Raw genomic sequence first — 19,501 nt, forward strand, 5'->3', positions numbered from 1 at the left:
CCTCAGGTTATTTTATCGGTCTGATGAAACCTTCCTTCACCAACTCATCAATGCTCATAGGTAATTGATACTGAGTCCCCATGCCAGGCTTTCCAAACCAAGGAGCCGCGCTTCCAGAGTTTACCTCTGGGATAGGCTTTAAGACCTCATACTGCCTATAGGGTGATTTCAGACTTGAGTCAGGCAAGGCGCGCTGATCAAACGGCACGTCTATCGGGGCCACAAATTTACCCTGATCAGTAAAGTTACCTTTCTCATCAAAACGGCCACCATACCTGTCAAACGTATGGCCCGGCTGAAGCGCAGTAATCGTCGGAGGCCCATTGAACCCTCCGTCAAAACCATTATTTGCTTTTGTTGGCCAATCGGGACTTCCGTCAGGTTTCACCCACCGAGGATCAACACCCAACTTATCAGCAGTGGCAACCTGCGCAGGTGTCGGGTTGGCTACTGGCTCCCGTACCCCGCCTTTTACACCACCAGTGCCATTCCCGGAAGCATCCGTCCCACCTTTCGTCCCCGATCCGCCTTCTTTGGTCGGGCCCTTACCACCACCCACCCCCACAGGCTTGACGATCGGATTCCACCCGGCCACGAACGTCGCAAAATTCTCGACGGCAGCAACGGCGGCCTCGTGGCTGAAGCCAAACTTTTGAACAAGGGTATCGGCAATCGCATCGACCGAATGCCCGGCGGTAACTCCCGCGAGCATGTTCTGGAAGCCGTTGTTCTCCGTGATCAACCGATCAAAGATCTTGACGGCTTCAGGCGATGCCGAAGCGGCCATGTCTTTGAGACTTTGGGTTTGCTTCTCAGCCTCGGCGACACGCTTGGAGATGGAAGCACAGTTGGCAGGATTCGCTGCACATTGCGCGACCGCATCAATATCCTGCTGGCGGCTCAGTTCGTGATAGTCGGCATACGCCTTGTTTATACATGCGGAGTCACTCCCGCAGCCCTTCAACTCGTTTGCCGCCCTCTCCAGATCCGAGTGAGACAGGTAGTTGTATTGGGTGGCCGTGGCAGCGATGTTCGCCGCAATGTTGGGATCAGTGCCTGAAACGACTGCCGTGAGTACCGCCAGCAACTGCGACATCGCCAACAAGTTGGCTTTGGCCTGATCGGCACCCGGCATGTTCGGGTCATAGTTGTCCGGAAGGATCAAATCCGCCAGGTACTGCACCATCGCTTCGTTGGCGCCGCCGGCCAACGCGCCCGTCTTGAAGTCGCCCCCCATGGCCATCGACTTCAAACCACCGACCAGCGCATGCGCCGCGATCTTTGTCGGGCTGCCGTCGACTAGATTCAGGTTGCCGACTTTATTGGCCGCAATGGCACCACCAATATTAACGATGGCACCCAGCAGGTTGTCGACAAAGTTGTCGCTCAGACTGCCGCCCTGGAGGACGGTTTGGGCCACGGTGTCTGCACTGGCCTTGAGAACGACTTGGCCAAGACTGTCCAAGTCGAACCCAATTTTGCTTGGGTCATAACCCAGGCTGGTGCTGCTGCCAATTCCACCCAACACCCCGGAGAGCACGTAACCTTTGAGGCTTTCGCTGCTGAAGGTGTCTTTTAAGACTGCCCCCAAGTTGCCCTTGTTACTGATGGCGCTGTTGGCTGCCGTAGTTTCCACCGCGATCAATACCGCGTTGGCAAAGCCTGCTGAAAAGGTACCCGCTGTGGCACCTATCAACCCGGCTCCTGCCCCGCCCGTGACCGCTGCCAACAAGATTGCCAAGGCCAGTTGTGCGGCGACGCCGAGTCCCGAACTTGAGTATTTGAAGCTCTTGTGGATTTCTTCCACACGGTGCCAATCAACATCGCCTCGCTGTTCGGCCTCTTTCAACCAGGCCAACTTAGGATCGGCCGCCACCATGGAATCGATGGTCTGGCTGACGCTCTTCTGATCGATTTGCTTGATATCGATTTTGAGACCATTCACCGCCTTGATCACCAACGCGCCGTTGGCCACCAACTCACTTTGACGCAAGGTTTCATCCGTGTTGCCTTTGCCCTTCATCGAGTTCCAGGCAGCGTTGCTGTCGCTCTTGGTGTGGCTCTCGTCATGCAGGTCCTTGACCGCTTCAAACGTGATGGAGCCACCACTGTCCAGCGTGATGTCCTTGCCACTCTCCAACTTCGCCACCTGATAGCGCTGATCCCCGCCGCTGGCCAGCGTCAAGTTGCCGCCTGTGGTGATTTCACTGCCGATGTATTTCACGTCGGTAACTTCATCACGTTTGGTTTTCTTCGCGCCGAAGGAGCCCTTTTTCTTCATGTCATACAGCGAGTAGTCGCTGTCTTTCGCCGCAAGAATATCGAGGCTGTCACCCGCCACCAGGTAAGCCTCATTGCCCGCGGTAATGCGGCTGGAGATGACGGCGAGATCCTCACCGGCTTTCAAATTCACGTTGCCGCCCGCCGTGACACCCGACATGACCTGGCTGACGTGGTCTTCCTGGACAGTGAGTTTTTTGCTCTTGGACAGGGAGTGTTCTTCATCCGCTGCTGAGCTGATGGTCAGGTTGTCGGTCGCCGTCATGGCGATGTTGCGCTTGGCATCGATCTGGCTGGCGATGACGTTGATATCACGCTTGGCATCCGCCGACAGGTCACGTCCGGCGCTGATGCTGGCGCCCAGTTGAGTGATGTCGCTGCTGTTGTGATTGCTATCCTTGAACACACTGTTGGTGACCTGCGTCGAGACCACATTGAGGTCTCGACCTGCATTCAGACTCATGTCCCGACCACTTTGCATGACACCACCGACAATGTTGATGTCTTGCCCCGCCTTCACGGTGAGGTCGTTGGCGGCCTCGATGCGCGCGGCGCTGTCGGCGAAGTCAGTCCGCTCGTCGCGATAGCCGCTGCCACTTTCATGAGTGGTGACGGTGCGTTCGTTGATCACGTCGCCCCGGGTGGTGGTCAACGTGACGTCACGGCCGGCGATGATGCCGCCGGCCTTGTTGACTATGTTGTTGCCGGCTTTCAGGTCGAGGCGATTGCCGGCTTCCACCAGGCCGCTGTTGACCAGGTCGTTGGTGGCGGTGGCCGACAGGTTGTTGGAAGCGCGCAAGGTGCCGGCGTTGTTCAGGTCTTTGCCGGCGATCAGGGTCACGTCGCTGCCCTGGATCAAGGCACCGTTGGCGGCCAGGCGATTGTTGGCGTTGGCCAGGTACAGCACCGGCACCAGTACTTGCTCGCCATTTACCTCGGCATTTTCCATCCAGACAATGTCGTGGGTGAGGGCCGCGACTTGTTCGGAGGTCAGGCTGACGCCCAGCGACAGGTTGAGTTCTGTTTTGCTGGCGACGGCGTTGTTCATCAAGTATTTGAACAAGCCTTCGTCGCTGGTCTGGCCATCGATAAAGCGCTGACCGGTACGCGCCACTACCGCTTGCTGGATCAGGCGTTGTTCATAGAGGCCATCGCCCAGGCGCTTGGCACTTTGGTCGGGGTCGTAGCCCAGGTTCGACAACAGGTAGTCCGAGCTCATGAATTGCTTGAGGTCGGTAAGTACCGGGTTGGTTTCGATCAGGTATTTCTGGGGTTTGGACTGGCCGCTGCTGGCCGGCAACCCTTGGACGCGATTGATGGTAAAGGCCGTGGAACGACCCGGCAGCGCCGAGCCGGTTGAATTGGCAGCCGGTGCGCTGACGTCGATCGCGCTGGCGCCGGCGCCCACGTTCGACGCCACATAATCAACGGGCTTCAGGTCAACGCTGCTGGCGGAGGCCTGAGTGTTGCTGACCGGTAGAATGTTCCTTGGCTGGACGTTAACCACCGGTTGCTGACGCTGGGTCGTGCTGACGCTGCCGCCGCCCATGGTCCAGCTTTGCGGACCGCTGGCCACTGGAGTGCTGCTGTCTTGGCCGCTCAGGCGGAACAGACCGTTTTGCCCGGTGGGCAGAGCGAAGCCGGGCAAGGCCAGCGGGTTGACTTGCTGTTGGGCCAGGTTGGGCGGCAATTGTTGATTGAGGGTGATGCGGGTGGAGAACTGGCTGCCCGCAGCACCGGTGCCCGTGCGCGGACCACTGCCCACGTAGGTGTAGCCAGGGCGTACGACACTGTTATCGATATTGTTCTGGGCGTTGATGTTGACCGCGCCAGCAGCCTGGATCACGGCGGCGTAACTTTGGTCGCTGGACGAGATTTTTGTGGTCGTAGCGAACTGAGGCAGTTCAGCTTCGGTCATGCCAATAAAGTTGGCCATCCCGGCCTCAAGCCCCCCCAGGTCGTTGGGGGTGTAGCCCGCGCTTTCGAACCAGTACTTGTCGGTGAAACTACCGGCCGCGTTGTACAGTCCGCCTGCGTTGCGGGTTCGTTCGGAGCGAAATACCCGGGAGGTCTCGGTTTCGCCGGTCTCGATACCGCTGTTGGTCAGGTTGACCAGCGAGGCGCTCAGATTGCCGCCGGTGGCGATGGTGCTGCTCTGGTTCAGCAGGTCGCCGCCGGTCAGGGTAAGGTCCCCGCCCGCCGTGATGCTGGACGCGGCACTGGCCTCAGTGACTTCAAATTTGTCGCGCTGCACGATCTCCCAGACATGGTTTTGCTTGCCGCTGCAGTCGCCCGCGTTCACCCCTTCGATACAGGTGATTTCGCCAATCCGGGCGGTGTAGATGCCCTGGTTATTGGTGGTCAGCACCGCGCGAATGTTCTGAATCGTGCTCGCCGCCAGACTCATGCTGCCGTCGCTTTGAATCGACGATGAGCTGTTGATGATGCTGGCGGCCTGGGCGCCTTGACCGTTACGGTCGATCGTCAGGTTGCCCAGGCTGTAGATGTTGGCGTAGCTGTTGTTCAGCGCATTGACCCGCAAGCCCATGTTGCCGCCGCTGAAGATCAGCCCGCTGTAGTTACCCAGCGATCCGGTGGTGGCAGTCAGTTGTTGAGCACTGGCCAGCGTCCCGAAGTTGTTGATCCCGCCGGCGTTAACCGTCAGGTTGGCGCCTGAGGTCAGGCGACCGGCGTTGTCCAGTTGACCACTGACATTGAGCGTGGTGTTGCCACCGCCAGCGATGCTGGAGGTGACGCTATTGAGGCTCACTTGCGCGGCATTCAGGCCAAGGGCCCCTTGGCTGCTAAGACGACCAGCACCCCAGTAAGCACCGCTCAGCCCCACGTTCATGCTGCCGTCACTGGCAATCAATCCTTCGTTGAACCAGTTGACACCGGTACCGACGAGGCTATCCGAGGCCAGCAACTGACCACTCGCCGTCTGGGTGAAACTATTGACGTTAACGGTCAGGCGTCCAGCCTGGATGACGTTGCTGTTGGTCCAGCTGTCGGCGTTGAGGGTCAGGCCGCCGCGAGTAACGATGGTGCCACCGGCGCCGGTGACGTTGGCGGTGGAAATGTCGAAAGTACCGTTGCCCACGTGCAGCAGACTGCCGCCACCGTTGAGGAAGCCGCCCACCGCCATGGTCAGGTCGGTGTTGGCGCTTTCCAGGGTGCCGTTGCGGTTGTCGAACAGGCCACCGATCTGGAAGCTGGTTTTGCCTTTGTCGCCGAGGGCGCGCAGTTGGCCGGTCTGGTTGTCGAGGCTGGCAGCCTTGATCGACAGGGTGCTGTCGCTCTCGATGATGCCCAGTCGGTTGTTCAGGGCACCGCTGAGGGTGAGGTCGATCTGTTGACCGGCGATCTGGCCGTCGTTGTCGCCGCTGTTGTCAAAGTTGTTGCCGGTGACGCTGACCTTGCCTTTGGCATAGAGGCCGCCATTGCGGTTGTCGAAGTTACCGGTGGCAATAATCGCGTCGCCGCTTTGCGCAGCGATACGCCCGCCGTAGTTGTCGATACCGGCCAGCGCAGTCAGGTTCAGGCGCTGGGCCTGGGTGACGCCGCTGCGGCGGTTGTTGTTCAGGTCATAGCCGTTTTTCAACACACCCGTCAGGTTGGCCGTGAACGCAGCTTGCAGGCTGGCGAGCACCCCGCCGCGGTTATCGAGATTGCCGGCCTTGATCGACAGGTCACCGTCCTTGGCGACAATGCGGCCGCTCTGGTTGTCGATATCGCCGCCGATGGTGAGGTTCAAAGCCCCCTGGCTTTGCAGAGTGCCCTTGGCGTTGACGAGGCTGGCGGCCTGGATTTGCAGGTCGCCATTCTGGCTGTAGATCTGGCCGTCGGCGCTGTTCTGTAGCGTGCCGCCCGTGGTGATGGTCAGTAGATCATTGGCCGCGATGGTGCCGAGATTGCGGTTGTCCAGGCCACCGGTGAGCAGCGTCATCAAGCCTTGGCTGGCGATTTGACCGCCCTGGTTATTGATTTGCGTGGCGCGTTGCACCAGCAGTGGGCCGGCGCTGGCCAGTTTGCCGTTGGTGTTGGTCAGGGCGCCGAGCAGGTCGAGGGTCACGGCACCGTTGCCGATCAGATTGCCGCCGGTGTTATCCAGTGTGGTGCCGGTGAAACTGAGGTCCTGTTTTGCGTTGACGGTGCCGCCGGCATTACCCAGGGTCATCGCCTGCATCGCCAGGGTTGCGCCGCTGTCGATCAAGCCGCCCTGAGCATTGTTCAGCAGGCCGCTGAGGGTCAGGGTCTGATTGCCGCCGCTGGACAGAATGCCGCCGTTGCTGTTGTCCAGGCTCGACGCGTTGACGCTCAGGGTTTTCCGGCTGACCAGTGCACCTTCGCCGCTGTTGAGAATGGCACCGCTGACGGTGACGGCCACATCGCTGTCATGACTCGACAGCGTACCTTTGTTGCGGTTGTCCAGGCTGTTGCCGGTGAGGCTCAGGCCCTGCCAGCCGGAGATCAGACCGCCCTGGTTGAGTACCGTGTCGGCGTTGACCGTCAGCAGGTTATTGCTGATCAATTTGCCGTTGTTGTTGTTATCCAGTGCACGGGCCGTCAGATCGAGGCTCTGGCTGCTGGAGATTTCGCCGTTCCGGTTATTCAGGTCACGCAGGTGCTTGAGGCTCAGCAAACCCGTGGTGGTGATCAGCCCGGCGCCGTTGTTCAGGTCGCCGGTGGCCGCCCCGAAGTCGATGGCGATGGCGCTGCCCAGCAAAGAACCGTTCTGGTTATTCAGGCCACTGCTATTGACCGTCAGCCCCGTGGTGGCGTTGATCAGTCCCTGGCTCTGGTTTGTCAGCAGCCCGTCGAGGTTCAGGTCGAGGTTGGCGCGGCTGGTCAGCGTGCCGCCACTGTTGTCCAGGCTGGCGGCTTTGACGTCGAGTGCTGCGGCGGCGATCAAGCCTTTGAGGTTGGTCAGCGCCTGATCGATGCGCAGGGTCAGGGGCTGATTGCTCAGCAGTTTGCCGTTGCTGTTATCCAGGCTGCGAGCAGCGATGGTGAAAGCCTCGGCGCTGGAGATTTCGCCGCCGTTGTTATTAACGTCGGTGAGGTTTTTGAGCATCAACAACGGCGCGCTGATCAGACCGTTCTGGTTGTTCAGCTGACCCTTGTTCAGATCCAGTGTCAGAGACGTGTTGCTGAACAGTTGCCCGCCTTGCTGATCCAGGCCGGTGACACTGGCCGTCAGGGCCCCGACACTGGCGATGCGGCCGCCGTCCTGGTTGGTCAGTTGAGTGGTGGTCAGGTCCAGACTGGCGCCGCTGTTCAAGCGACCGGTGTGGCTGTTATCCAGTGCACCAGTGTTGACGATCACCGCCCCCTTGCCACTGATGCTGCCGTTATTGCGGTTGTCGAGGCTGGCACTGTTGAGTGTGATGCCAGCATCCGTGACGATCTCGCCGCCCTGGTTGAGAATGGCTCCGGTGGTGGTCAACGTCAGCGGCCCTGCCGCGGAAACACTGCCCAGGGTGTTGGTCAGGCTGGCGGCCGTGACCCCGAGTGAGCCTTCAGCGCTGAGCAGACCCTGGCTGTTGTTCAGGTCCCCCCTGAGATCGAGCGTCAGGTTTTTCTGACTCAACAGCGAGCCGCCACTGTTATCGAGGTCGCGGCCGGTCAATGACAGGTCGGCCTTGCCCGAGAGCAGGCCTTTGGCGCGGTTGATGATGTTTTCGACCGTCAGGGACAAAGCGCCGCCGGCGAATACCTGGCCACCATCGCTGTTGTCCAGACTATTACCGACCAGGGTCACATCTGACTTGCTCGACAACTCGCCACCACGGTTGTCGACCGATCCAACGTTCAGTTGCAGCGCATTGGTTGCACCAACCAGGCCGCTGTTGCGATTGTCGAGGCTGGTACTGGTCAATGTCAGGCCACCGGCGGCAATCAGTTGACCGCCCTGATTGTTCAGGGTCGCAACGTTGGCCGTGACATCGGCTTTACCGGCGATCTGGCCATGGGTGTTGTCCAGGCTATCGGCGCTGAGATGCACATCACCGTCAGCGATGAAAGTGCCATCCTGATTGACGATCTGACCGTCCACCGTCATCCCGAGGGTGCCATGACTGCTGATCAAGCCGCCGGTGTTGTCCAGGCGCGCGCTGCGCACCTCCAGGGTCTGTGCGGAAATCAGGCCCTTGATGCTGGCGAGCAGTTGATCGATGTGCAGCGTCAGACCCTGATTACTGATCAGCTTGCCGTTACTGTTATCCAGGTTCTGGGCGGCCAGTGTGAAGGCCTGGGCGCTGGAGATTTCACCGTTCCGGTTGTTGACGTCCTTGAGATTTTTCAACATCAGCAACGGTGCATTGATCAGCCCGTTCTGGTTGTTCAGTTGGCCGTGATTCAAGTCCAGGCTCAGGACGGTTTTGCTGAACAGCTGACCGCCCTGCTGATCGAAACCGGTGACACTGGCGGTCAGGGCCTTATCGCTGGCGATTCGGCTGGCAACGCCATTACTGACCTGGGTCGCGGTCAGGTCGAGCGTATCGCCGCTGATCAATTGACCGCCCTGAGTGTTGTCGAACGTACCCGTGGTGACGGCGGTCGCGCTCTTACCACTGATCAGGCCGTTCTGGCTGTTGTTCAGGCTTTGGCTGTTGAGGGTCAAGCCGCTGTCGGTGGTGATCGACCCGCCCTGATTGTTCAGCACTCCTGTCGTCGTCAGCGCCAACGCGCCGGCGCTCGACACGCTGCCACGGGTGCTGTCGAGGCTCGCCGCGTTGACCGTCAGGGTGCCTTCACTGCTGATCAGGCCTTCGATGTTGCTTAGCGCGTTGTCGAGGCGGATATCCAGCCCAAGCTGAGTGACCAGGCTGCCACCGCTGTTGTCCAGACTCTGCCCCGTTACCGTCGTGGCGCCCTTGCCGAACAACAGCCCCTTGGTCTGGTTGATGATCTGCGCCACTTTCAGGCCCAGCTCGGTGCCAGCCAGAATCTTGCCGTTGTCACTGTTGTTCAGGCTTTGGCCTTCAATGGCCACATCAACGGCGCTGGAGATCTCGCCGCCGCGGTTGTCCACCTCATCGACATTGAGTTTCAGCGCTTTTGTCGCGCCTACCAGTCCGCCGTTGCGGTTATCGAGTCCGTTGCCATTGAGGCTCAACGTTCCTTGAGCGACAAGCTCGCCGCCCTGGTTGGTGAATTGCGCAACCTTGGCCGTCAGATCGGTTGTGCCGGAGATACGACCGCCGCTGTTGTCGACGCTGGCCGCCTGCAGTTGCACCGCCCCCGCCGCGCTGAGCAAGCCGCCGCGGTTATCCAGATGAGTGCCATTGAAGTTGATGGCGGCCTGGCTGTTGAGCAGACCTTGCTGGCGGTTATCGAGTTGTCCGACGGTCAGTTGCAGGTCTTTGCCAGCGCGTACTTTGCCGGTGCGGTTATCCAGCGAATCGCTGCGCAGGGTCAGGCGATCCTTGCCGGTCAGGCTGCCATTGCGGTTGTCGAGGCTGCCGGTTTGCAGGTCGACCACGTCTTTGGCACTCAGGTCGCCATTCTGGTTATCGAACAAGCCATTGATGCGTGCGGTGAAGCTGCCATCGCTAACCAGGCTGCCGCCATGACTGTTATCCAGGCTGGCGGCGCTGATGCTCACGCTTTGGCCGGAACCCAGCACGCCGTTCTGGTTATTCAGGGCGCCGATCAAGCCAATGTTCAGGGCAACGTCGCCCGTGACCTGGCCGTCACTGTTGTCCAGTGTTGTTGCGGTGAGGGTGGTGTTGCCAGCGCTGGAAACTTCACCATCGTGGTTGTTCAGGTGGCCGAGATTGGCCGTGAGGTTGCCGTTGCTGGTAATGACGCCCTGGGTGTTGAGGACCTGCGTAGCTTTTAGCTCCAGAGCGCCGCTGCCCAATACTCGGCCCTTGTTCTGGTTATCCAGCGTAGTAGCAGTGATGCTGGTTTTTTTCTGCCCGCTTAAAGTGCCGCCCTGGTTATTCAACGTCTGCGCGGTATTGACCGTCAGATTGCGGCTGGCCACCACGCTCTTGCCAGTGTTGGTGAAATTCTGCGCATTCAGGTTCACATCGCCGCTGGCATTGCGGCTGGTATCGGCGTTGACCCCGGCTTCGATGATGCCGTTGTTGGTCAGCACACCACCGGCCGTCAGCGCGATGCTGTCCCGCGCGGCGAGGGTTTGCTGGTTGCTCAGGTTACCTTGGGTTTGCACGTTGACGACGGTGCCGGCGTAGACCGGGCCGCGCGCATCGAGGCTGGCGGCTTTGACGTTCACGGCCCCCGCCGCCGAGGTCTGCGCCAGGCTGAGATGGCCGTTGGCGTCGAGCTGGATATCGCCACCGCTGGCGGCCAGGTTGCCGTCGAGTTTCACCCCGACCCCGGCTTCGGTGCCGACCAGTTTGATCGCCCCGGCGTACATGCCGCCCAACGCGGAAGAGTCGATCGCCAGTTGTGGTTTGGCACTGCCGTCATCGGCACGGGCGGTGGCGTTGAGGCTGTCGGCGTTGACGTCGTTGCGACCAGCAATGATGGTCAGGTTTTTCGCCTGAATCTCGGCGTTGATCTTCGCGCTGCGGGTGATGATTTCGAAGCGGTCGACGTTGTTGGCGTTCAGCCCGGCGCCGTCGATGGAGACGCTGCCCTGATCGACCTGGAAGCGATCGAGACGACCGTTGTCCAGCACCGGTTTGCCGGTGGTCAGGGTCACGCGCGGGGTGTTGATGAAGCCGCAGCCGTTGCAGCTGATGCCGTAGGGGTTGGCGACGATGACCCGCGCCGACTGCCCCGCCACTTCGGTGTAGCCGCGCAACTGGCTGGGGCTGCCGCCGACCACTTCGTTGAGGATGGTTTGCGCCGCGATCCCGTTGGTCAGGTTCGGGTTGCCGACAATGATCCCACCCAGTTGCGTCGCGCCGGTCTGCGCGGCGACGTTATTGAGGATCACCCCCTGGCTGCCGACGTTGTAATCGTGGAACTGGTTATGCGACAGACCCGTGCCATTGGGCGTGGCGATCTGGATGATCGGCACGCCATTGCCCGCCTGGCCGAGGCTGGTGCCGGGCGTAGCCACCACGATCCCGTCGGCCTGCGCCCACATCGGCTGCCAGAACATGACGTTGGCCAACAGGAACGCCAACCCGCGCTTGGGCATGCCCCAGAAGTGCTCGCGATTTTTGACCGCAGCCGAGGGCTGGCTAGCGAGGAAGGCGTAATGGCGAACGTCCATGTCAGTGTTCTCGAAGAGGCGTAATTAGAGGAAGAAATCCACGCGGAAGTAGATCGGCGCTTCGCGCTCGGTCAGCACGTCAGGGCGTTCCAGGGAATGGGCAAAAGTCACGCTGGCGGCCACATGCTGACCCCGGGCGAACAACTCCACGGAGTCGCTGGACATCCGCCCGTGCTGATCGCCGTTGTAGCGGTCGCCACGGATCACGCCCTGGTCATAACCGAGGCTGGTGCCGTATTCAGCGAACACCGGGCGCAGCCATTCCAGGGTCACCGGACGGCTCCAGCGCAGGTCGTTGCGCCAGTAGCCGCCGCTGTCACCGGACAACGACTGGTCCTTGTAACCGCGAATCGACGACTGCCCGCCGAGGCTGGTGCGCTGCGGGCTGAACAGCACGTCTTCACTGCGCTGGCCGGTCATCAGGCTGCTGAAACTGAAGGACTCGCCCCACAGCTTGAACGGCTGCAGATAACTCGCAGTGGCGGTGTATTTGCGGTAACGCGCGTTCGGCTCGCCGGGGCCCGGATCACCGTTACCCTGGGCGTCGAACGCGCCGATGCCTTGTTGCATGCCCAGGTCGAGGTTGACGAAGGCACTGCCGACCCGCCGACCGTGGTTGATGCCGAACTGCGCTTCGCTGATGCGGTTGCTGCTCAGCTTGAGCTTGCTGTCTTCGATGAAGTTGTTGGTGCGCAGGTACGAGAGACCGGTGCTGAGGGAGGTCTTGCTCAGGGCGTCGCGATGGATCACCCGCTCGGCGCGCAACTGATGGTTTTCGCTGTCGCCGGTCTGCTTGAAATTGAAACCGTTGGCCTGGGCTTGCGAGCGGTATTCGCTCTGGCTGTAGGTGTAACTGAAGTTCCACCAGCCCCACGGCACGCTGTAATTGAGCATCGCGTTATTGGAGGTGTGCTGGTGATCGCTCATCGCATCGTGACCACCACGCAGCATCAACTGATCGGCCAGGCCCAGCGGGCTGTCCCAATCGAACGTCGTGCCCCACTGCTGCTCGCCGGTGCTACGCTGGCCGTCGTTGCTGCGCGACAACCCGGCACGCCACGGCTTCTGCGGCGTGTTCTTGACCAGCACTTCACTGCCACCGACGTTCTTGCCCGGCGACAACTCCATCTGCGCCTGATTCGACGGCAAGCGGTTGAGCTGATCCACCATCTGCTCGATTTCCCGCAGATTGACCAGCTCCCCGCTCTTGCCGGGAAAAGCCATGGCCAGTTCACGGTCCGACAGCTGGCTGCCCTCCGCGCCCTTCAACCCTTCGAGCCGGCCCTCGACCACCAGTACCTTCAAATGCCCGGCGGACAAATCCTGCTGCGGCAAGTAGGCCCGGCTGGTGACCAGGCCCTTCTCGATGTACAGATCGGTGATGACTTTCAGCAACTCGTTGAGCTGCGTAACGCCCAGGCACTGGCCGATGTAAGGCTTGAGCAGGCGATTTTTCTCGCCGTCCGAAAGACTGTCGGCGCCTTTGAGCTCGATGTCCTGAATGGGGAAACAACGGGCGTCGGCCGGGGCCGTCGGAGGCGCGGGTTTGGCTGCCTTGCCGGGTAATTCCTTGAGCTCCTCGAGACGCCGACGCTGCTCGTCGAGCAAGCGATCCTGACGTTCGCGGATCAGATCGGTTTCACCGGGGGTGGGGGCGGCGTGAGCAAGATTCAGCGGAGAAAGGCACAGCAAAGCCAGGCACAACCTCGCCACGAGGGCGGGTGGGTACATGTTCGATCCCTCGAATGGAGACTGATAGCACAATAGTGGCGCGATATTAGATGGCCACTATTTTGACGTCAACAAATGGATCCATTCTGGTGGGGAGGTCGACGAACGGTAGGGTTGGCGATAAGCATTAGTAAATCTCCTATGCCAACCCCGCAAACATGCCTGTGGCTCTCGGAAGCTGAACTTTTCGCCACCCTCGCCGCCACCCTCACCTGCACCCTCCCCATCTGGGCGTGCCCTCCCGAGGAAGCCACCGCCAAGCGTGAACAACTGGCCAAGGAAGTCGCCAAGATCACTGAGCAGAACCCGGCCAAGGCCAAGGAGATCAATGACGAGTTGCAGAAGATGGACCTGGAGACGGCCAGCAAGGATTTGCCGGACAAGTGCCAGGTGATCGATCAGCGTTTGAAGGAGTTGGAATCGGCGAAGAACAAAGCCGGGGGTTAGATGGCAAGATCTTTTGACGTAAAAAAACCCGGACACTGTCCGGGTTTTTATTGAATCGCTACGGTGCTTTATTCAGCCGCCGGCGCTTCCGGCTTACGGCGTTTCAAAGGCGCCATGCCGTCCTTGCTGACCAGCGACAGGGCGTCGGTCTTCGGGCGGTTGGCGATCTTGCGCTTGGTCGGAGCCTTGGCGCCGGTTTTCTTCTTGTCACCCTTGGCGTCGACCTTTTTCTTCTTCACGCCAACGGCTTTGCCCGAGGCCTTGACCTTTTTCGGTCCGCCGTAGGTGCCTTTGACTTCCTTGATGGTACGGCGCTCGAAGCTCTGCTTGAGGTAGCGCTCGATGCTCGACATCAGGTTCCAGTCGCCGTGGCAGATCAGCGAGATGGCCAGGCCATCGTTGCCGGCGCGGCCGGTACGGCCGATGCGGTGAACATATTCGTCGCCGCTGCGCGGCATGTCGAAGTTGATCACCAGGTCCAGGCCTTCCACGTCCAGACCGCGGGCGGCGACGTCGGTGGCGACGAGGATTTTCACCCCGCCCTGCTTCAGGCGGTCGATGGCCAGTTTGCGGTCTTTCTGGTCTTTCTCGCCGTGCAGGACGAACGCTTTGTATTCCTGTGCCACCAGCCGGCCGTAGATACGGTCGGCCATGGCCCGGGTGTTGGTGAAGACGATGGCCTTCTGGTAGGTCTCGTTGGCCAGCAGCCAGTTGACGATCTGTTCTTTGTGCTGGTTGTGGTCAGCGGTAATGATTTGCTGACGAGTGGTGTCGTTCAGCTGGCTGACCGCGTTGAGCTGCAAGTGCTCAGGGTTGTTCAGGACCTTGGCGATCATCTCGCGCAGGCCCGAACCGCCGGTGGTGGCGGAGAACAGCATGGTCTGCTGACGGCTGGTGCACTCGTCCACCAGACGCTGCACGTCTTCGGCAAAACCCATGTCGAGCATGCGGTCGGCTTCGTCGAGCACCAGCACTTCGACTTCCTTGAGGTCGAGGTTGCCGGCGTTCAGTTGCTCGATCATCCGGCCTGGTGTACCGATCAGGATGTCCGGCACCTTGCGCAGCATGGCGGCCTGGACCTTGAAGTCTTCACCGCCGGTGATCAGGCCGGACTTGATGAAAGTGAACTGCGCGAAGCGCTCGACTTCCTTGATGGTTTGCTGGGCCAACTCGCGGGTCGGCAGCAGGATCAGGGTCTTGATGCTGACGCGGACTTTGGCCGGGCCGATCAAGCGGTTGAGGATCGGCAAAACGAAGGCTGCGGTTTTGCCGCTGCCGGTTTGCGCTGTCACCCGCAGGTCACGCCCTTGGAGCGCCAGCGGAATAGCCGCTGCTTGCACAGGCGTTGGCTCGACAAATTTAAGCTCGGCCACGGCTTTGAGCAGGCGTTCGTGCAGGGCGAATTGGGAAAACACGGGTGCTACCTCGAAGAAATACAAAAAAACAGCTGCATAGGGTAACGGTTTCGAGCGCGAAGGCCGAGTTTCTTTATACAAACGGCTGCAAACAGTGGCTTTTTTGTTGCCTGATTTGTCTCAAAACGTCATCCGCAACCTCTTAAATGCTCTAATCGCCCCGTCGCGCCCTACAGAAGAAGCGTTTTCACCCATGGATATCAAACAGCTCTGGCTCAACGCCCAAGACCTCTGGGGTGCCCTCGATCAGCACCCGCTCCTGCATTCCACACTCGCGCTGATGTTGCTGCTGGTGGTGGCGCTGGTGCTCGGACGAGTGGCGCGTTACCTCATTCTTCATGCGACCAAAATGCTCGGTCGCCAGCCGGCGTTGCACTGGGTCAACGACTTTCGCCACAACAAAGTGTTTCATCGCCTGGCGCAAATGACGCCATCGCTGGTGATCCAGTTCGGCCTGCACCTGGTGCCGGAGTTGGGCAAGACCAGCATGAACTTCCTCGGCAACGTGGCGCTGGCGTTCACCATCCTGTTCCTGGTGCTGTCCATCAGCGCGTTGCTCAATGCCCTGCTGGACATCTATGCCCGCACCGAACACGCCCGCACCCGCTCGATCAAAGGCTATGTGCAACTGGCGAAAATGGTGTTGTTCGTGTTTGGCGCGATCATCATCGTCGCCACGTTGATCGACCGTTCGCCGCTGTTGCTGCTGTCGGGTCTGGGCGCCATGTCGGCGGTGATTCTGTTGGTCTACAAGGACACCCTGTTGTCATTCGTCGCCAGCGTGCAACTGACCAGCAACGACATGCTGCGGGTCGGCGACTGGATCGAGATGCCGCAAGTCGGTGCCGACGGTGACGTGGTGGACATCACTTTGCACACGGTCAAGGTGCAGAATTTCGACAAGACAATTGTGTCGATCCCGACCTGGCGCCTGATGTCCGAGTCGTTCAAGAACTGGCGCGGCATGCAGCAGTCCGGCGGACGGCGGATCAAGCGCAGCCTGTTCATCGACGCCAGCGGCGTGCGGTTCATTCGCGATGATGAAGAGCAGAAACTGTCCCAGGTACATTTGCTGACCGACTACATGAGCCGCAAGACAGCCGAGCTCAAGGCCTGGAACGAAGCCCAGGGCAACGTCGCGGCGATGGCGGCCAACCGTCGGCGGATGACCAACATCGGCACCTTCCGCGCCTATGCGCTGGCGTATCTGAAAAGTCACCCGGAGGTTCAGCAGAACATGACCTGCATGGTTCGCCAGATGCAGACCACTGCACAGGGTATTCCGCTGGAAATCTACTGCTTCACCCGCACCACGGTGTGGGCCGATTACGAGCGGATTCAGGGGGATATTTTCGATTATCTGCTGGCGGTACTGCCGGAGTTCGGATTGAGTCTTTATCAGCAGCCGAGTGGCGGGGATTTAAGGGCCGGATTGCTTCCGGCCATGTTAGGCGCGAGCCACATTCCGGAGCCGGAAAAACACATCATGTAAACACCGCCCCTGTGCGAGCGGTGCGGCGATCCGACTTGCCCGCGAAGGCGGAGTATCAGTCAACATAGTTATCGACTGATACTCCGCCTTCGCGGGCAAGCCATGCTTCTACAAGGGTAACGGTGTTATTTGACCTGACGCTGCGGCGCCTTGTGCACCATGGTGTAGGCGTAATCCACGCCCATGCCATACGCGCCGCTGTGCTCCAGCACCAGTTCCATCACCGCCTCGTAAGTGTCTTTGTGTGCCCAGTCACGCTGGTATTCCAGCAGCACTTGTTGCCAGGTGACCGGCACCGCGCCGGCCTGAATCATCCGCTGCACCGACATGTCGTGAGCTTCTTTGGTGGTGCCGCCAGACGCGTCGGTCACGATGTACACCTCGTAGCCTTCAGCCAGGGCTTCCAGCGCCGGGAAGGTCAGGCAGACTTCAGTCCAGAGCGCGGCAATGATCAGCTTCTTGCGGCCGGTGGCTTTCACCGCGTCAACCAGCGCCTTGTCTTCCCAGGAGTTCATCGAGGTGCGCTCGATCGGCTTCTGCTCTGGGTGAACAGCCAGCAACTCCGGCCAGATGAAGCCGCTGAAGCTTTCGGTTTCAACTGAGGTGTAGATCGTCGGCACGTTGAAAATCTTCGCGGCCTTCGCCAGACCCACGGTGTTGTTCTTCAGGGTCTGACGGTCGATCGACTGCACGCCGAACGCCATTTGCGGCTGGTGGTCGATCAGGATCAGGGCGGAGTTGGTTGGGTTGAGCAATTCACGGTTAGACATGGCGCGTTCCTTTTGATGTCGATTTGTTTAATGAGTATTGGGTGAGTCACTTGCCTCAAGCTGTTTGCTTGCTGGCTTGGAAGTAACTTTACGGGCTAGATAAAAAAGGGACAATTCCCTAAAATCGAGAATAATTGATTCTAAAAAAGGGACAATCGTGGATCGGATCGAATGCATGCGCGCCTTTGTCGTGACGGTTGGCGAGAACGGCTTCGCAGCTGCCGCTCGCGCGATGGACGTGCCGCGATCAAAGGTGAGTAAACAGATTCAGGCGTTGGAGGAAGCAATCGGCGTGCAATTGCTGCAGCGCACCACGCGCAGCCTGCACTTGACCGAGGCTGGCGCCGAGTATTTCGAGGCGGCGCGGGAGGTGTTGTCCGCGCTGGACGAGGCCGAGCAGCGCGCTCGAGACGGCATCGGCGAGCTACGCGGGGTGTTGCGGGTGAATGCGCCGATGTCGTTCGGCCTGCATCGCCTTGGACGGTTGATTCCGCTGTTCCATGAGCAGCATCCGAACATCGAGCTTCAACTGGTGCTCAGCGATCAACAGGTCGATCCAGTGCGTGGCGGCTTCGATGTGACGATTCGCATCGCCAGCATGCCAGACTCGACCATGATCGCCCGGCAACTGGCACCGGCACCGCGGATCATGGTGGCCTCCCCCGCCTATCTGGCGCGTGCAGGCATACCGCGGACCCCGCAAGACTTGCGCGCGCATCAATGCCTGAATTACGGGTATCTGCAAAGCGGCGTGAGCCTGCAGTTGTGCAATGGCAAGGAGACGCAACGGGTCAACGTTTCCGGCCCGTTGCACGCCAACAACGGCGACTTGCTCGCTCAGGCCGCCGAAGCCGGGATGGGCATCGCCCTGCTGCCTGATTTCATTGTGGAAGACGCGTTGGCGGCAGGCCGGCTGGTGCCGGTGCTGTGCGAGTGGCAGGCACCAGCGATTACCATCAACGCGGTTTACCCTTCCTCGCGTCGCGTACCGCAAAAGACCCGGGCGTTTATTGAGTTTCTGGTGGCGCAGTTGGCGCCGAATTAACCCGGTTTAGTGTGCAATGACGGGTTGGCGTACACCCAACCGGCTGATCCACACCGCCGCCAGAATGACCGATCCACCCAACAACAACCGCCCCAACTCTTCATGCTGATTCCAGATCAGCAAATTGATCAGCAACCCCACCGGCACATGCAGGTTGTTCATCACCGCCAGCATCCCGCCATTCACCAGGCACGCGCCCTTGTTCCACCAGTACAAACCCAGCGCGGTCGAGACCAGGCCGAGGAACAGCAGCACGCCCCATTGCAGCGGCGCTTCGGGCAGGAAGTTCTGTTTGCCGAACAGCAGAAATGCCGGCAACGCCACCGCCAATGCGCCCAGATAGAAGTAGCCGAATCGCCGATAATGCGGCAGATCGCTCGGATGGCGGGCCACCAGATGTTTATAGAGCACCTGCCCGGCGGCGTAGGTGAAGTTGGCCAGTTGCAGCAACAAAAAGCCCATGAAGAAGTCCGGATTGATCCGGTCGTAGCGAATCACTGCCGCACCCGCCACGGCCACCAATGCCGCAATCAAGGCCCACGGATTGAAGCGCCGGTTCAGCGCGTCTTCGATCAGGGTCACGTGCAGCGGCGTGAGGATGGTGAACAGCAGCACTTCCGGCACCGTCAGCACGCGGAAGCTCAAATACAAACAGACATAGGTCACACCGAACTGCAGCGCGCCGATCAACAACATCCCGCGCATGAATGCCGGCTCGACCGAACGCCAGCGTGTCAGCGGAATGAACACCAGCCCCGCCAGCAGCACTCGCACAAGCACTGCGAAGTAGCTGTCGACATGACCGGCCAGGTATTCGCCGATCAAACTGAAGGAAAACGCCTGGATCAGCGTGACAAAAAGTAGATAGCCCATGCTCGCCTCGTTTTGAATGGCGGCGACGATAGCGTTTTTTGCCCGTTATCGCGAACGGTCAGCCAACACACAAGCCCGCGCCCACAGGTCCATCAGTGCCCATTAAATCCCAGGCAAAAAAAAGCCCGATCTCGCTAAAGCGTTCAATCGGGCTAGAGCACTCAGGAGCAATAAGTGCAAAGGGAGGTTCGATGCGCGTGCAGGCTTGAAGGGTTGCGCCAGGTCACTAGACCATCCAGTGATTATCTGGCGATT

At 60.0% G+C, this 19,501-nt stretch carries 8 protein-coding genes; 3 read left to right on the plus strand and 5 right to left on the minus strand.

Annotated elements, in window-relative coordinates; all coding sequences use genetic code 11:
* Nucleotides 1–7: 7 nt before the first annotated feature.
* Nucleotides 8–11,473: a glycohydrolase toxin TNT-related protein gene (locus LOY36_RS21070; protein ID WP_258670695.1), complete on the minus strand. Its 11,466-nt coding sequence runs from the start codon at nucleotides 11,471–11,473 to the stop codon at nucleotides 8–10.
* A gap of 24 nt (nucleotides 11,474–11,497) precedes the next feature.
* The gene (locus LOY36_RS21075) at nucleotides 11,498–13,204 is read right to left on the minus strand and encodes a ShlB/FhaC/HecB family hemolysin secretion/activation protein (RefSeq protein WP_258670698.1); all 1,707 of its coding nucleotides are present in this window, start codon (nucleotides 13,202–13,204) and stop codon (nucleotides 11,498–11,500) included.
* Nucleotides 13,205–13,345: 141 nt separating this feature from the next.
* Between LOY36_RS21075 and LOY36_RS21080 the strand changes: the two genes are divergently transcribed.
* Nucleotides 13,346–13,651 (plus strand): hypothetical protein, encoded by a 306-nt coding sequence (locus tag LOY36_RS21080; protein WP_258670701.1) that lies wholly within the window; start codon nucleotides 13,346–13,348, stop codon nucleotides 13,649–13,651.
* 68 nt (nucleotides 13,652–13,719) lie between these two features.
* Here the strand turns inward: LOY36_RS21080 and LOY36_RS21085 are convergent, their stop codons facing one another.
* On the minus strand, nucleotides 13,720–15,066 hold the full coding sequence (locus tag LOY36_RS21085; protein WP_258670705.1) for a DEAD/DEAH box helicase: 1,347 nt from the start codon (nucleotides 15,064–15,066) through the stop codon (nucleotides 13,720–13,722).
* 193 nt (nucleotides 15,067–15,259) lie between these two features.
* On the opposite strand from LOY36_RS21085, the gene LOY36_RS21090 reads away from it, so the two are divergent.
* On the plus strand, nucleotides 15,260–16,558 hold the full coding sequence (locus tag LOY36_RS21090; RefSeq protein WP_258670708.1) for a mechanosensitive ion channel family protein: 1,299 nt from the start codon (nucleotides 15,260–15,262) through the stop codon (nucleotides 16,556–16,558).
* 125 nt (nucleotides 16,559–16,683) lie between these two features.
* Here LOY36_RS21090 and LOY36_RS21095 read toward each other — a convergent pair whose 3' ends face one another.
* Nucleotides 16,684–17,328, minus strand: coding sequence for a hydrolase (locus LOY36_RS21095; protein ID WP_007934054.1), 645 nt, complete (start codon nucleotides 17,326–17,328; stop codon nucleotides 16,684–16,686).
* Between the two features lie 157 nt (nucleotides 17,329–17,485).
* Between LOY36_RS21095 and LOY36_RS21100 the strand changes: the two genes are divergently transcribed.
* Complete coding sequence (locus LOY36_RS21100) at nucleotides 17,486–18,373, plus strand: LysR family transcriptional regulator (protein WP_026331831.1); 888 nt, start codon at nucleotides 17,486–17,488, stop codon at nucleotides 18,371–18,373.
* 6 nt (nucleotides 18,374–18,379) lie between these two features.
* Here LOY36_RS21100 and LOY36_RS21105 read toward each other — a convergent pair whose 3' ends face one another.
* On the minus strand, nucleotides 18,380–19,246 hold the full coding sequence (locus LOY36_RS21105) for a carboxylate/amino acid/amine transporter (protein ID WP_258670711.1): 867 nt from the start codon (nucleotides 19,244–19,246) through the stop codon (nucleotides 18,380–18,382).
* Nucleotides 19,247–19,501 lie beyond the last annotated feature (255 nt).

It is taken from the genome of Pseudomonas sp. B21-019 (genome assembly GCF_024749225.1).
Lineage (GTDB): Bacteria > Pseudomonadota > Gammaproteobacteria > Pseudomonadales > Pseudomonadaceae > Aquipseudomonas.